This is a genomic window from Planococcus halocryophilus (assembly GCF_001687585.2).
Classification (GTDB): Bacteria; Bacillota; Bacilli; order Bacillales_A; family Planococcaceae; genus Planococcus; species Planococcus halocryophilus.
Genome location: NZ_CP016537.2, coordinates 879,642 through 896,229, shown reverse-complemented (window position 1 = coordinate 896,229; position 16,588 = coordinate 879,642). Strand labels below are relative to the sequence as shown.

10 protein-coding genes, 2 rRNA genes, 1 pseudogene and 2 riboswitches are annotated in these 16,588 nt (G+C 43.4%); of the genes and pseudogenes, 1 reads left to right on the top strand and 12 read right to left on the bottom strand.

Features of this window, described 5'->3' with window-relative positions; all coding sequences use genetic code 11:
* Positions 1 to 66: 66 nt before the first annotated feature.
* The 8 genes from BBI08_RS04365 to BBI08_RS04335 form a co-directional block, all read right to left on the bottom strand.
* Positions 67 to 3,000, bottom strand: a 23S ribosomal RNA gene (locus tag BBI08_RS04365).
* A gap of 207 nt (positions 3,001 to 3,207) precedes the next feature.
* A 16S ribosomal RNA gene (locus BBI08_RS04360) occupies positions 3,208 to 4,758 on the bottom strand.
* The 16S and 23S rRNA genes sit together here, the layout of an rRNA operon.
* A gap of 545 nt (positions 4,759 to 5,303) precedes the next feature.
* Complete coding sequence (locus tag BBI08_RS04355; protein WP_008496749.1) at positions 5,304 to 6,641, bottom strand: NCS2 family permease; 1,338 nt, start codon at positions 6,639 to 6,641, stop codon at positions 5,304 to 5,306.
* 116 nt (positions 6,642 to 6,757) lie between these two features.
* A riboswitch (purine riboswitch) is annotated at positions 6,758 to 6,859 on the bottom strand.
* Between the two features lie 117 nt (positions 6,860 to 6,976).
* Positions 6,977 to 8,515 carry a glutamine-hydrolyzing GMP synthase gene (gene guaA / locus BBI08_RS04350; RefSeq protein WP_065528533.1) on the bottom strand — a complete coding sequence of 513 codons (1,539 nt, stop codon included), beginning with the start codon at positions 8,513 to 8,515 and terminating at the stop codon, positions 6,977 to 6,979.
* 125 nt (positions 8,516 to 8,640) lie between these two features.
* Positions 8,641 to 8,742: riboswitch (purine riboswitch) on the bottom strand.
* A 32-nt stretch (positions 8,743 to 8,774) separates the two neighbouring features.
* Positions 8,775 to 10,955, bottom strand: a complete 2,181-nt coding sequence (locus BBI08_RS04345; protein WP_065527779.1) for a DUF4129 domain-containing transglutaminase family protein — start codon at positions 10,953 to 10,955, stop codon at positions 8,775 to 8,777.
* Complete coding sequence (locus BBI08_RS17255; RefSeq protein WP_237146575.1) at positions 10,952 to 11,704, bottom strand: DUF58 domain-containing protein; 753 nt, start codon at positions 11,702 to 11,704, stop codon at positions 10,952 to 10,954. The genes BBI08_RS04345 and BBI08_RS17255 overlap by 4 nt, the downstream gene beginning before the upstream one ends.
* Positions 11,705 to 11,738: 34 nt before the next feature.
* Positions 11,739 to 12,164, bottom strand: a complete 426-nt coding sequence (locus tag BBI08_RS17250; RefSeq protein ID WP_237146574.1) for a hypothetical protein — start codon at positions 12,162 to 12,164, stop codon at positions 11,739 to 11,741.
* Positions 12,161 to 13,018 carry an AAA family ATPase gene (locus BBI08_RS04335; RefSeq protein ID WP_237146573.1) on the bottom strand — a complete coding sequence of 286 codons (858 nt, stop codon included), beginning with the start codon at positions 13,016 to 13,018 and terminating at the stop codon, positions 12,161 to 12,163. Before BBI08_RS04335 ends, BBI08_RS17250 begins: the two co-directional genes overlap by 4 nt.
* Before the next feature lie 82 nt (positions 13,019 to 13,100).
* Between BBI08_RS04335 and BBI08_RS04330 the strand changes: the two genes are divergently transcribed.
* Positions 13,101 to 13,517 carry an ABC transporter C-terminal domain-containing protein gene (locus BBI08_RS04330; protein ID WP_237146572.1) on the top strand — a complete coding sequence of 139 codons (417 nt, stop codon included), beginning with the start codon at positions 13,101 to 13,103 and terminating at the stop codon, positions 13,515 to 13,517.
* 375 nt (positions 13,518 to 13,892) lie between these two features.
* Here the strand turns inward: BBI08_RS04330 and tsaD are convergent, their stop codons facing one another.
* From tsaD to tsaE, 4 genes and pseudogenes are all read right to left on the bottom strand, one after another.
* A complete protein-coding gene (gene tsaD, locus BBI08_RS04325; protein ID WP_008497394.1) occupies positions 13,893 to 14,912 on the bottom strand; it encodes a tRNA (adenosine(37)-N6)-threonylcarbamoyltransferase complex transferase subunit TsaD in 1,020 nt (339 codons plus the stop codon).
* A pseudogene (rimI, locus tag BBI08_RS04320) lies at positions 14,905 to 15,356 on the bottom strand (ribosomal protein S18-alanine N-acetyltransferase). Before rimI ends, tsaD begins: the two are co-directional and overlap by 8 nt.
* Positions 15,353 to 16,048 carry a tRNA (adenosine(37)-N6)-threonylcarbamoyltransferase complex dimerization subunit type 1 TsaB gene (gene tsaB, locus BBI08_RS04315; RefSeq protein ID WP_008497396.1) on the bottom strand — a complete coding sequence of 232 codons (696 nt, stop codon included), beginning with the start codon at positions 16,046 to 16,048 and terminating at the stop codon, positions 15,353 to 15,355. The pseudogene rimI and the gene tsaB overlap by 4 nt, the downstream one beginning before the upstream one ends.
* A 4-nt stretch (positions 16,049 to 16,052) precedes the next feature.
* Positions 16,053 to 16,496 carry a tRNA (adenosine(37)-N6)-threonylcarbamoyltransferase complex ATPase subunit type 1 TsaE gene (gene tsaE, locus BBI08_RS04310; RefSeq protein ID WP_156874338.1) on the bottom strand — a complete coding sequence of 148 codons (444 nt, stop codon included), beginning with the start codon at positions 16,494 to 16,496 and terminating at the stop codon, positions 16,053 to 16,055.
* Between the last annotated feature and the right edge of the window lie 92 nt (positions 16,497 to 16,588).

Genomic DNA, 16,588 nt, shown 5'->3' with positions numbered 1-16,588 from the left:
CTTTTTCTTATTCTTTCAAAACTGGATAAACGACATTGGAACGTGCAAGTCTTCGCGTACATTGTGTTGGTTAAGTCCTCGATCGATTAGTATTCGTCAGCTGCACATGTCGCCACGCTTCCACCTCGAACCTATCTACCTCATCGTCTTTGAGGGATCTTACTTGCTTGCGCAATGGGAAATCTCATCTTGAGGGGGGCTTCGTGCTTAGATGCTTTCAGCACTTATCCCGGCCACACATAGCTACCCAGCGATGCCCTTGGCAGAACAACTGGTACACCAGCGGTGTGTCCATCCCGGTCCTCTCGTACTAAGGACAGCTCCTCTCAAATTTCCTGCGCCCGCGACGGATAGGGACCGAACTGTCTCACGACGTTCTGAACCCAGCTCGCGTACCGCTTTAATGGGCGAACAGCCCAACCCTTGGGACCGACTACAGCCCCAGGATGCGATGAGCCGACATCGAGGTGCCAAACCTCCCCGTCGATGTGGACTCTTGGGGGAGATAAGCCTGTTATCCCCGGGGTAGCTTTTATCCGTTGAGCGATGGCCCTTCCATGCGGAACCACCGGATCACTAAGCCCGTCTTTCGACCCTGCTCGACATGTACGTCTCGCAGTCAAGCTCCCTTCTGCCTTTACACTCTTCGAATGATTTCCAACCATTCTGAGGGAACCTTTGGGCGCCTCCGTTACTCTTTAGGAGGCGACCGCCCCAGTCAAACTGCCCGCCTGACACTGTCTCCCAAGCCGATCAGGCTTGTGGGTTAGAATTTCAATACAACCAGGGTAGTATCCCACTGACGCCTCCTCCGAAGCTGGCGCTCCGGAATCTAAGGCTCCTACCTATCCTGTACAAGTTGCACCAAAATTCAATATCAGGCTACAGTAAAGCTCCACGGGGTCTTTCCGTCCTGTCGCGGGTAACCTGCATCTTCACAGGTACTATAATTTCACCGAGTCTCTCGTTGAGACAGTGCCCAGATCGTTACGCCTTTCGTGCGGGTCGGAACTTACCCGACAAGGAATTTCGCTACCTTAGGACCGTTATAGTTACGGCCGCCGTTTACTGGGGCTTCAATTCGCACCTTCGCTTGCGCTAAGCACTCCTCTTAACCTTCCAGCACCGGGCAGGCGTCAGCCCCTATACGTCACCTTACGGTTTTGCAGAGACCTGTGTTTTTGCTAAACAGTCGCCTGGGCCTATTCACTGCGGCTCTCTCGGGCTATACACCCTACCAGAGCACCCCTTCTCCCGAAGTTACGGGGTCATTTTGCCGAGTTCCTTAACGAGAGTTCACTCGCTCACCTTAGAATTCTCTTCTCGCCTACCTGTGTCGGTTTGCGGTACGGGCACCTCCCGCCTCGCTAGAGGCTTTTCTTGGCAGTGTGAAATCAGGGACTCTAAGGGTAAACCCTCTTGCCATCACAGCTCAACGTATCAGGAATGGGATTTGCCTCATTCCACGCCTCACTGCTTGGACGTGCACAACCAACGGCACGCTCTCCTTATCCTTCTGCGTCCCCCCATTGCTCAAACGGCGGGGAGGTGGTACAGGAATATCAACCTGTTGTCCATCGTCTACGCCTATCGGCCTCGACTTAGGTCCCGACTAACCCTGAGCGGACGAGCCTTCCTCAGGAAACCTTAGGCATTCGGTGGACGGGATTCTCACCCGTCTTTCGTTACTCATACCGGCATTCTCACTTCTAAGCGCTCCACCAGTCCTTCCGGTCTGACTTCAACGCCCTTAGAACGCTCTCCTACCACGGATCTCTTACGAGATCCATCCACAGCTTCGGTAATCCGTTTAGCCCCGGTACATTTTCGGCGCAGTGTCACTCGACCAGTGAGCTATTACGCACTCTTTAAATGATGGCTGCTTCTAAGCCAACATCCTGGTTGTCTAAGCAACGCCACATCCTTTTCCACTTAACGGATATTTGGGGACCTTAGCTGGTGGTCTGGGCTGTTTCCCTCTTGACTACGGATCTTATCACTCGCAGTCTGACTCCCAAGCATAAATCACTGGCATTCGGAGTTTGTCTGAATTCGGTAACCCGGGATGGGCCCCTAGTCCAAACAGTGCTCTACCTCCAGGATTCTCTATCTTGAGGCTAGCCCTAAAGCTATTTCGGAGAGAACCAGCTATCTCCAGGTTCGATTGGAATTTCTCCGCTACCCACACCTCATCCCCGCACTTTTCAACGTGCGTGGGTTCGGGCCTCCAGTAAGTGTTACCTTACCTTCACCCTGGACATGGGTAGATCACCTGGTTTCGGGTCTACAACTACATACTCTGGCGCCCTATTCAGACTCGCTTTCGCTGCGGCTCCGCCTTCTCAGCTTAACCTTGCATGTAATCGTAACTCGCCGGTTCATTCTACAAAAGGCACGCCATCACCCATTAACGGGCTTTGACTACTTGTAGGCACACGGTTTCAGGATCTATTTCACTCCCCTTCCGGGGTGCTTTTCACCTTTCCCTCACGGTACTGGTTCACTATCGGTCACTAGGAAGTATTTAGCCTTGGGAGATGGTCCTCCCAGATTCCGACGGAATTTCACGTGTTCCGCCGTACTCAGGATCCACTCTGGAGGGGTAAGGTTTTCGGCTACGGGGCTGTTACCCGCTGCGGCGGACCGTTCCAGGTCGCTTCGCCTAATCCTACCTTTTGTAACTCCGTATAGAGTGTCCTACAACCCCAAGAGGCAAGCCTCTTGGTTTGGGCTGATCCCGTTTCGCTCGCCGCTACTCAGGGAATCGCATTTGCTTTCTCTTCCTCCAGGTACTTAGATGTTTCAGTTCCCTGGGTCTGCCTTCTCATGTGCTATAGATTCACACATGGATACTACTCGATTAAAAGTAGTGGGTTCCCCCATTCGGAAATCTCCGGATCACAGCTCACTTACAGCTCCCCGAAGCATATCGGTGTTAGTGCCGTCCTTCTTCGGCTCCTAGTGCCAAGGCATCCACCGTGCGCCCTTTCTAACTTAACCAATGGTTAATTAAAAAGTTGTGACAAAAATTGTCACGCGTACTTGAATTTCTTGCATATTGTTTCAATGTCGTTTTATCCAGTTTTCAAAGAACAAGTTTGAAAGTCACAAAAAAAGGCGTTGCCGCCTGAAGGTGAACCTTCAAAACTGAACGCAAAACGTCAACCCCGGAGCGCCTAGGGCGCCCGGTTCCGAATTTATCCTTAGAAAGGAGGTGATCCAGCCGCACCTTCCGATACGGCTACCTTGTTACGACTTCACCCCAATCATCCGTCCCACCTTCGGCGGCTGGCTCCACAAGGGTTACCTCACCGACTTCGGGTGTTACAAACTCTCGTGGTGTGACGGGCGGTGTGTACAAGGCCCGGGAACGTATTCACCGTGGCATGCTGATCCACGATTACTAGCGATTCCGGCTTCATGCAGGCGAGTTGCAGCCTACAATCCGAACTGAGAACGGTTTTATGGGATTGGCTCCCCCTCGCGGGTTGGCAACCCTTTGTACCGTCCATTGTAGCACGTGTGTAGCCCAGGTCATAAGGGGCATGATGATTTGACGTCATCCCCACCTTCCTCCGGTTTGTCACCGGCAGTCACCTTAGAGTGCCCAACTGAATGCTGGCAACTAAGATCAAGGGTTGCGCTCGTTGCGGGACTTAACCCAACATCTCACGACACGAGCTGACGACAACCATGCACCACCTGTCACCACTGTCCCCGAAGGGAAAAGTGTATCTCTACACCGGTCAGTGGGATGTCAAGACCTGGTAAGGTTCTTCGCGTTGCTTCGAATTAAACCACATGCTCCACCGCTTGTGCGGGCCCCCGTCAATTCCTTTGAGTTTCAGCCTTGCGGCCGTACTCCCCAGGCGGAGTGCTTAATGCGTTAGCTGCAGCACTAAGGGGCGGAAACCCCCTAACACTTAGCACTCATCGTTTACGGCGTGGACTACCAGGGTATCTAATCCTGTTTGCTCCCCACGCTTTCGCGCCTCAGCGTCAGTTACAGACCAGAAAGTCGCCTTCGCCACTGGTGTTCCTCCACATCTCTACGCATTTCACCGCTACACATGGAATTCCACTTTCCTCTTCTGCACTCAAGTTCTCCAGTTTCCAATGACCCTCCACGGTTGAGCCGTGGGCTTTCACATCAGACTTAAAGAACCGCCTGCGCGCGCTTTACGCCCAATAATTCCGGACAACGCTTGCCACCTACGTATTACCGCGGCTGCTGGCACGTAGTTAGCCGTGGCTTTCTGGTGAGGTACCGTCAAGGTACCAGTAGTTAGTTGGTACTTGTTCTTCCCTCACAACAGAGTTTTACGATCCGAAAACCTTCGTCACTCACGCGGCGTTGCTCCGTCAGACTTTCGTCCATTGCGGAAGATTCCCTACTGCTGCCTCCCGTAGGAGTCTGGGCCGTGTCTCAGTCCCAGTGTGGCCGATCACCCTCTCAGGTCGGCTACGCATCGTCGCCTTGGTAGGCCATTACCCCACCAACTAGCTAATGCGCCGCGGGCCCATCCTGCAGTGACAGCCGAAACCGTCTTTCCGTGCAGCCTCAGGAGAGGCCGCAAACTATTCGGTATTAGCACCGGTTTCCCGGAGTTATCCCGATCTGCAGGGCAGGTTGCCCACGTGTTACTCACCCGTCCGCCGCTAAACCAGAAGGAGCAAGCTCCTCTGGTTCCGCTCGACTTGCATGTATTAGGCACGCCGCCAGCGTTCGTCCTGAGCCAGGATCAAACTCTCCATTATAGAGTAGTGTTGATTGCTCAATACTGCTGGCGTATCGCCGTCCGAAGACGCACGATTCGCTTTGATCTACTTGCGTTGATCAGTAAGTTTTGCACGGGCCGTTTTGCGCGACCGTTGCGTTTTGTTGACGTTTTGCTGTTCAGTTTTCAAGGTTCAGTTTGTCGCGCTCATTGGCGACTCAATTAATATAACACGCTCATATTAGAGAGTCAACACTTTAACGAAGTTTTTTCGTAACTTAATTATAACAGTTTTTTCTAATTATTCAGATTACAATTGTGTTACAAATAAGTAAGGAAGTTCACTCTTTACATTGAAGAGTTGCCCTTATATTTATAACTCTTCCTTTGTTGTTGAGGAATTGAAATTTCTCAATAACAAAGTCCTGGTTCCATTCTCACCCCTCCTATTTTTATAAGCTCAAATTCATTTTCTTTACTCTGTTAGCTCACTGTCAAATTTGAGTTCCTTCTATAAGATACAGATTTCATTTTTCATTTTGCTCAAAGAAAAAGTCCACCAATAAAATTGGCGGACTTCCTACTTCACACTAAGAAAACAAAATAAAGAACAAAGATTACAAATAACCCATACATAATCGGATGAATCTGTTTACCTTTTCCTGCTACGAGCATTGTAATCGGATAGAAGATAAATCCAATCGCAATTCCTGTTGCGATACTATAGCCAAGCGGCATAGCAATCATCGTAAGGAAAGCTGGGACTGCGACTTCAAATTTCGTCCAGTCTATTTTCCCTAGCGCTGAAACCATCAAGACACCTACGATGATTAAAGCCGGAGCCGTTACAGCACTGGTGATTACTTCAAGTAACGGATAAAAGAAAATTGAAATAAGAAACAACACCCCGGTTACTACAGCTGCAAATCCAGATCGTGCACCAGCTGCAACTCCTGCAGTTGATTCAATGTACGAAGTAGTTGTTGACGTTCCAAAAATTGCTCCACTAACTGTAGCAATTGAATCTGCTAATAATGCCTTTCCTGCTCTTGGAAGTTTATTGTCTTTCATCAAGCCTGCCTGATTGGCTACAGCCACTAATGTCCCTGCTGTGTCGAAAAAGTCGACGAACAGGAAGGTTAGCACAATAACGAGAAACTGAATATTTATCAACGAACCAAAATCATTAAAGATCGGCTCAAGCGCCACACCAAAAGTCGGAGCCATGCTTGGAACATTCAAGTCAATAATTGCGCTAGGCAAATTCACAACACCGAAAATCATTCCAACTACTGCCGCGATTAAAATCCCAAAGAAAATTCCACCTTGGATACCGCGCGCCATAAAGATTACAGTGATGAGTAATCCAAAGATTGCTAACAACGCTGAACTGTCTGAAAGATCTCCCAACCCAACTAAAGTAGCAGGATTGTCAACAATGATATTTGCATTTTGCAATCCGATAAACGTAATGAATAGGCCGATCCCGGCTCCCACTGCATATTTTAATTCAGCAGGAATCGCGTTGATAATTAGTTCGCGAAGACCTGTTAACGTAAGTAGAATAAAAATAAGTCCTGAAAATAAAACACCTGTTAAGGCAGTTTGCCAAGGAATTCCGTAAGTTAATATTACTGTATAAGCGAAGAATGCGTTTAAGCCCATACCTGGAGCAAGCGCAATTGGATATTTCGCGAGAATCCCCATTACTAAACAACCGATTGCAGCTGCTAGTGCTGTAGCCATAAATACGGCTCCATAATCCATGCGCATTGAATCTGGAAGATCGGGTACTGATTGTAGCGTTAAGGTTAACGGGTTGACGACAAGAATATATGCCATCGCCAGAAACGTTGTTAAGCCGCCAATAATTTCTCTGCGGTAATTCGTTCCTAGTTCTTCAAACTGAAAATACTTTTTCATGCTGATTCCTCCGAATGCCTGCGTATAAATCCTACAAAAGAAAAACGCACACAGCAGATTGCCGTATGCGTTCGATTTATCCCTTCACTTAGAAAATGAAAGGCATCCCGCTCAAAAGTGAACAGGATTAAAATCGTAGTCGAGTTATTTACGGTAACTCGGTAGAAACTTTCGGGCCATATCCCCGACATTATACGACAAGCTTATTTAATTTCTAACGTAATATATCATAAATAAAATGAATTAACAACCGCAAACACGAACAATTTTAATAAATAACATAAAAAAGTTCGTGAAAAAGAAAAATGCCGACTAATGTAGTCGGCACTCTAACTTTATTCCCATTCAATCGTTGCTGGTGGCTTGCTCGTAATGTCATACAGCACGCGGTTGATGTTATCAACTTCGTTAACTAAACGGACACTGATTTTCTCTAGAACTTCCCAAGGAATACGAGCCCAGTCAGAAGTCATACCGTCAATTGACGTTACTGCACGAATACCGATTGCGTAATCGTAAGTACGGGCATCGCCCATTACTCCTACACTACGAAGATCCGGTAACACAGTGAAGTATTGCCAAATATCACGATCAAGACCCGCTTTGCTAATTTCATCGCGCAAAATCCAATCAGATTCACGGACGATTTCTAATTTCTCTTCCGTTACTGCTCCCATAATACGAATACCAAGCCCTGGACCTGGGAACGGCTGACGCCAAACGATTTCTTCAGGCATGCCAAGCTCAGTACCAAGAACACGTACTTCGTCTTTGAATAATGTATTTAACGGTTCGATCAATTTAAACTGCATGTCATCCGGTAATCCACCAACGTTGTGATGAGATTTAATCGTTTGAGCAGTTGTTGTTCCACTTTCAATGATGTCAGTGTAAAGCGTTCCTTGTGCTAGGAAGTCCATACCTTCAAGTTTTGAAGCTTCATCATCGAATACATAGATAAATTCGTTCCCGATAATTTTACGTTTTTTCTCTGGATCTGTAACACCTTCAAGTTTACTCATGAAACGATCGCGTGCATCGATTTTGATAACGTTCATGTTGAATCCGTCAGCAAAAGTTTTCATCACGCTTTCTGCTTCACCTTTACGAAGAAGGCCGTGATCAACGAACATACAAGTCAATTGATCGCCAATTGCTTTATGGATTAATACTGCAACGACTGAAGAATCTACTCCACCACTAAGTGCGCAAAGGACTTTTTTGTCGCCAACTTCTTCACGGATTTTTTCGATTTCTAATTCAATATAGTTTTCCATTGACCAGTCATCTTGCATTCCACAAACGTCATAAACGAATTTGCGCAATAAATCATTACCATAAATCGAATGACGTACTTCTGGATGAAATTGAACGCCGTAAAACCCGCGACTTTCATCTGCCATAGAAGCAATCGGGCAGCTTGCGCTTGTTCCGATAACATCAAACCCCGGAGGCGCGGCTGTAACTAAATCACCGTGGCTCATCCAAACGATTTGTTCTTCAGGAAGGTCTTTAAAGATTTTGCTTTCTTTAGTTAGCTTCAATTCCGCTTTTCCGTACTCACGATTTTGAGCTTTTTCTACTTTCCCTTTTAAGTGCAACGCCATTAATTGCATGCCATAGCAAATTCCTAAAATCGGTAAGCCCATTTCAAAAATGGCATCATCGATTGAAAATGCATTTTCATCGTAAACAGAGTTTGGACCACCTGAGAAAATAATTCCCGTAGCGTTCATTTCTTTGATTTCTTCAGCTGTGATTGTGTGCGGGTGAAGCTCACTATATACACCAATTTCGCGGATGCGGCGCGTAATCAACTGATTGTATTGACTTCCGAAATCCAAAACGACGATTTTTTTCTGCTCTTTTAACATTGGACTAACTGGCAAAACCTTCACCTCTTCTATTCGATTCAGGCCTCAAAATAATAAAAGAACGCGAAAAATGGACCTCGCGTTCTTTTGCTCTACATCAAAAAGGCGAATGCACACGTCAAAAAGCGTGCGTCATCCACCTTCATAGTCAAGTCATTTCCGGGGACTTGGTAGAGACATCCGATCCATATTACCGGACATATATGAGGGCACCTGTAATTTATAATTTAATCAATTGTACATTTTAAAAGTCGTAAAATCAACCGCTTGTTCTATTGATTAAGTTTTCCCAACTTTCCTTCAACTCTTGCCAGTCAATGGATTGGTCATCCCCGCCGTAAATCATTTTTTCATACGCACGAGTCAGCTCAGACATTTCTCGTGTACCAAAAAATGAATCAATGTAAGCTGCGTATGATTTCAGTGTTTGACCTGGCTTTCGATTGATGCCGTATAATTCTAGTTGTTTCAGTAACCTTAAGTAGGCTTTTTCAAATTGAACCGATTCTTGACCACGTAATCGATAATAAGAAATAAGGAATTTCGGCATCCACCTGTGACGAATTTTGAAAAGAATAGTTCCTATAACACCCAATGCAATAATTGTCCAAATCAGTTTCCAACGATTAGTTGAAATGAAATCCGTAAGACGGTTCCAAAAAGCAGTTTGTGAATTTGCCACCGCTTCTTCTTCACCTGCATTTTCCGGTTCTTGCGTTTCTGGACGTTCTTGAGGATCGGGTTGCTCCGGGTCCGTTGGATCTAACTCCAAATCAAAATCAATAGATGATGAACCTGTAAAACCAATAGTTGGTTCAAATAGCATCCACCCCACGCCTGGCATATAAGCTTCTACCCACGAATGCGCATTATTGTTTGTTATTTCGTAGACATCAGTTTCTCCTTGCGAATCGATTAATTCACCTTCATTAAATCCTTTAACCCAACGAGCTGGTATATCAAGTGAGCGTAATAATACAACCATAGAGGTCGAAAAATTATCACAATACCCTCTCTTGGTCTCGAATAAAAACTGATCTACATAATCTTGATCCGCTCCAGGAACTGGAATATCCGTTTGACTATAGGTAAATCCAGAGGTATTGAAATAACTCTCAATAGCCAATGCTTGATCATAAACTGTCTCACTATTTGCGGTTATTTCAATAGCTAAGTCACGAACTCTTTCAGGAAGTTCATCCGGCAATTGCACATAGCGATCAAACTCAATAGGCAGTTCTTCTAAAGCTTCTCCACTTGTTTCTCGCAATGTTTTCAAACTATAACTAGGTTCACCAAAAGATACTTCATACTCTTCAGGTTCCAGTTCTTCTCCATTTTGGTAAGTTTCAAAGCGCTGATCTGCTGAGCTATATTGATAATTTGGAGATTCTTCCATCGAAAAAGATTCGGTTCCGTAAGGATAGAGAACAAAAGGAAATTCTTGTTCCATCGAGACGACCGTAGTCTCCACTTCTTCTCCTGAGATAAACTCCGTATCTACAGTTTCATTGTTTCTGTAAACGACGGACTCACCTACATTCTCTGTCAGTTCCCACCCTTTTGTCGTATAAGTATCTTTCGATTCAACTTTCCAATATTGTCCAGTTGATACATCTGCGCGAAAAACCGGTGTATCATCCCCAATAAACGAACCTCCTAGACGTGAATCGTCTACTCCGTATCCAATTCTCCCTACATTGCCCCCACTTCCGGGACCACCTTGTCCTGAGAAAGAAGTTATGAATGGTACTGGGTCTGGCCAAATGGGTTCTGATTTCGGCAAATATAATGCAAACGCCGTCGAAACAGCAATCCCTAAAACAAGGGGTACTGCAAATAAAGCTACTTTATCGGCGTGCTCTGAAATTTGGTGCCTTTCCATCCACCGCACCAAATACAATAGCCCTGCCAGAAGAAGACCAATTATCATGATTCGAACAATAGCTGTTTCTCCTGAATACGGACTGAATGTATCTAATACCGCGATAAAAACTACCGTCAATACATAGAACAAAAAAATGCTAGATCTGAAACTTACCCAGTAATGAATCAAGTAAATGGCCATCCATAACAATACAAAAAACAACATTGTTCGGAAAACGTCGGTTGTTTGTTCCCAATTTTGGCTAATCAAAGCTGAAAAATTCATACTGAAATTAGATTGGAGAAACTGTATAGCTTCTCCTGTAAAAAACACATTTTCTGTATAGACATAAACAACAAACCATAAAATATACAAAACTTTTATAGGCCCTGAAAACCACCAAGGAACTCTCAGAAAGGCCATTAATAATCCAACTGCAATAAAAATCAAAAACAAAGCTCGATGACCTGTTTCAGTCAACACAATAACTGGCGTCAACCATTCTGCTAACATAAAGAAAACTAGTATATATAAGATGGCCATAAAAAACTTGTTTTTTCTAATGGAAGTCATTGCAGGCTCACCTCCGTAAACACAGTCGCAAAGTTCTCAGGACTCACGCGTTTTACAACAAATCCTTTTGAACGAGCAAATTGATGTACTTGTTCATCTTCTTCAAGTAAAGCTTCACCTTTACTCGTAACAACTAAACACATGCAATTGCTTAAATTTTTAGCATTTCTTTGAATAGATTGAATCATTTCTATTGAAAGTTGACTCGTTACATATAATAAGCTTGACGTATTCATTTTTTGAAGTTCACGTCCAACCACTTGGTCTACCGGCTTGTCCAAGTCGCTTTGCACTTTCGCTAAATGATACATAACCCGCTGTAAATGCTCTTCAGTTTGAACGACCGGAAAATAATTGTGTTTTTGACCAATTGATAAATAAGCTAAGCTTGAATTAGCTCGAACAACCGATTTCAATATAGAAGCTATTAGCTCTACTTGCAATTCGAATTTCTCTGACACTCTTCGATCGTCTAGTAAAAAAAGGTCTTGGGACTGCCGATCTTCAAATTCTTTCGTGCGTAATGTTTGCGTACGCGCATAGGATTTCCAGTGAATCCATGACACTCGGTCCCCAGGTTGGTAATCACGAACTCCGCTTGCCATTGTTGTATCTTTTACTAAAGTAAAAGGAGCAGCCATTGACCCATGATCATAACGTGATTCTATGGGACGGTATGCAATTTCTACTGTATTTGGATAAACTAAAATTGTTTGTTGAACTGGTAGTAACCGACTTTTTTTACCCATCCAAAAAAATCCGAAATTTCTAAGTAAACCCCTTCTAATACATGCTCTCCCTAGGCATATTCTCAAGAGTATAAGACCAAGAATAAGATTTCCGGAATCCCGGAACAATCATTTTCGGGCGTAGATTTGCGATGATTTTATTCAAAGATGGAGAATGGGTTTGTTCACTTAATACGGTATATAGGAGCGGAAAAGGATTTTTCCGATAAATGGTGACTGTCGCTGAAAAGTCCCCACCTTTACGGACTTGAGTCGTATGAACTTTTCGAGAGACCTCGATTTTCTGTAAAGGATAAAATGCTAACAGCATGGAATACACGATAAACGGTAAAGACATATAAAAGATAAACCAGCTAACAAATCCTCCTTGAAACATAGCAAAAGAAAAAGTTAAAAATAGAAGAAAAAGCACTACTATGATGCGCCCCCATAAAATGGTATTATTTTTCAGTTGCTTCATTTACCAACAAGCCTTTTTACAGGTACATGGGTTTTCGCCAAGATGCGTTCTGTAATTTCTTCTACCGTTATTCCATCGTAACGAGCCTCTGACCGCAACATAATACGATGTCCGAAAACAAATTTCGCTAAATATTGAACATCGTCCGGCGTTACATAATCTCGTCCTTTTAATAAAGCATAAGCTTGAGATGCCTTCATCAATGCAATAGACCCTCGTGGACTTACCCCCAAATACACATAAGCATCTTGACGAGTTTGACGAGACAAATCTACGATATAACTCTGAATGGTTTCATCTACTTTAATCGTCCGCACTTGACTCTGAAGTTCTAATAGCTCTTCGAGTGATATGACGGAAGTTAATTCTTCGATTGGTGCTGCAACTTGCGCACGGTTTAAAACTTCCATTTCTTCTTTCGATGTCGGATAGCCCATTTTAATTTTCAATAAAAAGCGGTCAAGTTGCGCTTCAGGAAGAGGATAAGTACCTTCATATTCGATTGGATTTTGTGTAGCCATGACAAAGAAAGGTTTTGGGATTTGCATTGTTACTCCATCAATCGTGACAGAAGCTTCTTCCATTGCTTCTAAAAGAGAGGATTGTGTTTTCGGTGAGGTCCGGTTTATTTCATCTGCTAAAATAATATTGCCCATAATGGGACCCGGTCGAAAATGGAATTCCATGTCTTTCGGATTGTAAATAGACACACCAATAACATCTGATGGCAATAAGTCAGGTGTAAATTGAATCCGTTTAAAATCAGCTCCCACCGATTTTGCTAAAGCGCGAACCAACATCGTTTTACCAACACCTGGAACGTCTTCTAATAAAACATGGCCATGAGACAGCATTGCAACAATACAAAGTTCTGCAATATCACGCTTATTGGATTATCCGGGCACATTGCTTTTCGTTTCGCATGACCGTTACTTTATGAACCGCATTGCCACAAAGGTCAGCGAACTTACGCAAGATGGCACGACCGAATACTTGGGTGACTACGATTATTACGTTGAGAAAAAACTCGAAATTGCTGAACTAAAAGCACTTGATGAAGCCGGTTCGGTCACTGAAGTAAAAGCGCCAGTTGCTGCCTCCACTTCGCAGATAGACAAAGAAGCGAAAAAACTCGAACGCCAATTGGTTCGACAATCTGAAGAGATTGAACAAACGATGGAAAAATTAGATTTACAAATTACTGATATCGAAGAACAACTATGCAAACCTGAAATCTTCCAAGATCATGAACGGGTGCTGCCACTTCAAAATGAGTTAGAAAAACTTAAATCGGCTCATGAAGAAGTTATGACGCAATGGCTTGAAATTCAGGAAAAAATTGAAAATATTTAATTAAAACCGGCTATAGCATAGCCGGTTTTTTATTACTATATATAGGTCAATAGCTATTTGTGAAATATTTATTTCCACAGATTTTTCCACATTATCGATATTGTCTTATCAACTGTCAACAGACTTTTGCACATTATTCACAGGTAACTTAAATGTTATCCACAGAGTTTTCCACTTTGATGTACACAATATGTAGAATATCCCCTTTATCCTCTAGTTACAAACAGTTTATTAACAAATTGTGCATAAGTACAAATGTTCTCTATTGACAGAACAATTATCATCATACGTATAAAAGTCTGAATTTTATGGTAAAAAAAAGCAAGTAATTTCACACATTCCAGTTCTCTGAAATGATGAAATTACTTGCTTTTATTAAATCCATGATGTTAATGGCATACCTGGTCGCCCATTCATCGCCATTGTACCAAAAAGTCCTTTTTCGTACATAACAGTTCCTGCTGCTGCAATCATAGCTGCGTTATCCGTACATAATGGCAATGAAGGAATATAGAAAGGAATTTCTTTTTCTTGGAATACAGATTCCAATGATTTTCTCAATCCTTTATTCGCTGCAACGCCACCTGCTGCAATCACTTGACGAACGTTATATTCTTTGGCTGCACGAACTGTTTTACCCGTTACCACTTCTACTACACTATTTTGGAAACCAGCCGCAACATGTTCAGGTGCTACAGTCTCTCCGCGCTGCGCTGCATTATGCATATAATTTAAGACCGACGATTTTAATCCACTAAAACTAAAATCATAAGATCCTTCTTCGAGCCAAATCCTTGGAAACGTTATGGCTTCTTCGCTAGCATGCGCCAAACGATCAATATGAGGTCCACCAGGATAAGGAAGATTTAATGTTCGTGCCACTTTATCATAAGCTTCTCCAGCTGCATCGTCGCGTGTTTCTCCAATAACGGTAAAGTCACCATGTTCTTTCATATAAATTAGCTCCGTATGACCACCCGAAATAACTAAAGCAAGAAGAGGAAATTCCATTTCCTGTTCTAAACGGTTGGCATATATATGACCTGCAATATGGTGTACCCCTACTAAAGGTAGTTGGTGAGCAAAAGCAAAAGCTTTAGCAGCGTTGACACCGATCAATAAAGCACCCACTAATCCGGGTCCTTCTGTTACTGCAACTGCAGCTAATTGATGCGGTTCTAGTTGTGCCAAGCGTAAAGCCTCTTCAATGACCAAAGTGATTTGTTCAACGTGATGTCTTGAAGCGATCTCAGGTACAACGCCGCCAAAACGTTTATGGCTCTCTATTTGAGAAGCTACAACATTTGAGATAATTTCAGTTCCATTTTTAACAACAGAAGCCGCTGTTTCGTCACAACTTGTTTCAATTCCCAATATATAAATGTCTTTATTCATCGAATTTCACCCACATAACTATGGCATCTTCGTAATTATCCGTATAATACCGCTTACGAATGCCACCATTTTTAAATCCTAATTTCCGGTAAAGATTTTGAGCTACTGTATTGCTGACTCGTGCTTCTAATGTCATTAACACGGCACCTTGCGCTTTCGCTGTCTCAATTGCCGCTTCCATCAAACCGCCGCCTAGTTTTTTGCCACGATGGTCAGGGTGAATAGCGATATTGGTAACATGTGCTTCATCCATTACGAGCCACATTCCACAATACCAACAATACCTTCATCCGTTTCAGCAATTACATACGCATGCTCATTAATATTCATTTCATTATAAAAAGCATCTTTAGTCCAAGGCAGTGTAAAAGACAATTTTTCAATTTCATAAACCACATCTATATCTTCGACAGTCATTTTTCTATAATTTACAATTTCACTCATACATTTTTGCCTTCTTGAGCTTTATTGTAGTTTGCTTCTGCTTCTGTGATGCGGCGATACTCAGGAACCGCGTGGTGAACTGCGCTTTCCTCAGATTTTTGAGCCAACATAATCAGATTTGATGCGCGTGGCAACCTGTTTGAAATTCCACTCCATTGTGCCTGTTCACCAAACACTTCTGTAATAAGTTCTTCGTGCAATTTAGCGTCTACTCCGGTAAACAGCACAGGTCGATGGAGATCTTTAATTTTGAGCAAGAATTCTTTTACGTCGCTATGCTGATCAGCAAAAACAGGCACTAACCCCACACCTTCATACAAGCCAATAAAAGCTGTTCCACGGCGAGCATCCATTATGGGACAAACTAGTCCTTCAAACCCCTGCTCATTTGCTGCAAGCACCTTTAAACTAGAAACAAGGTGTAGAGGGATTTTTAATGACCAAGCCAATGTTTTTGCAATGGTTAGGCCAATACGTACACCCGTGTAAGAACCCGGACCTTCAGCTACTGCAATATGCGTCAATTCAGCAGGTGTAATTTTTGCCTTTTTCATCATTTCTTCAATTGCAGGCATAGCTGTTAACGAATGGTTGATTTTTAAATTAGATGTTTCTTCTATTAAAACTCTTCCGTCTTCGATTAATGCGAGAGACAAAGGAGAATTTGAGGTATCAATTCCAAGATAGATCATAAGTTTAGCTCCCTGCAAGATTTTCATACCGTCTGCCAATTGGATTTAAGGTCATCTTTCGTCCCTGTTCAGATTGTCGGTTGATGGTGATTTCTAAGCGTTCTTTTGGCAAATATTCTTCAATGAATCTTGCCCATTCTACAACTGACACCGCTTCGCTATTGAAAAATTCGTCAAAGCCGATATCTTCATCGCTATTCTCAAGACGATAGACATCAAAATGATTTAACTCTAAACGTCCTGAGTATTGTTTTAAGATGGTAAAAGTTGGACTGTTTACCATACGTTGAATCCCAAGACCCTTAGCTAGGCCTTTCGTGAAGGTTGTTTTTCCAGCACCCAAATCTCCTTCAAGCGTTAGCAAATCTCCGGGTTCTAATCGTTCTGCAAGGTCAATTGCAAAACTTTCGGTTTCTTCTGGCGAATTCAGCTTTTTTGTATATGTCATTGATCATGTCACCTCTATTGAGTCTTTACATAGTTTAGCGAAATAGCTGTCGTAAATCAAAATATATCGTTTTTCCCATAAGAGTTAATGTC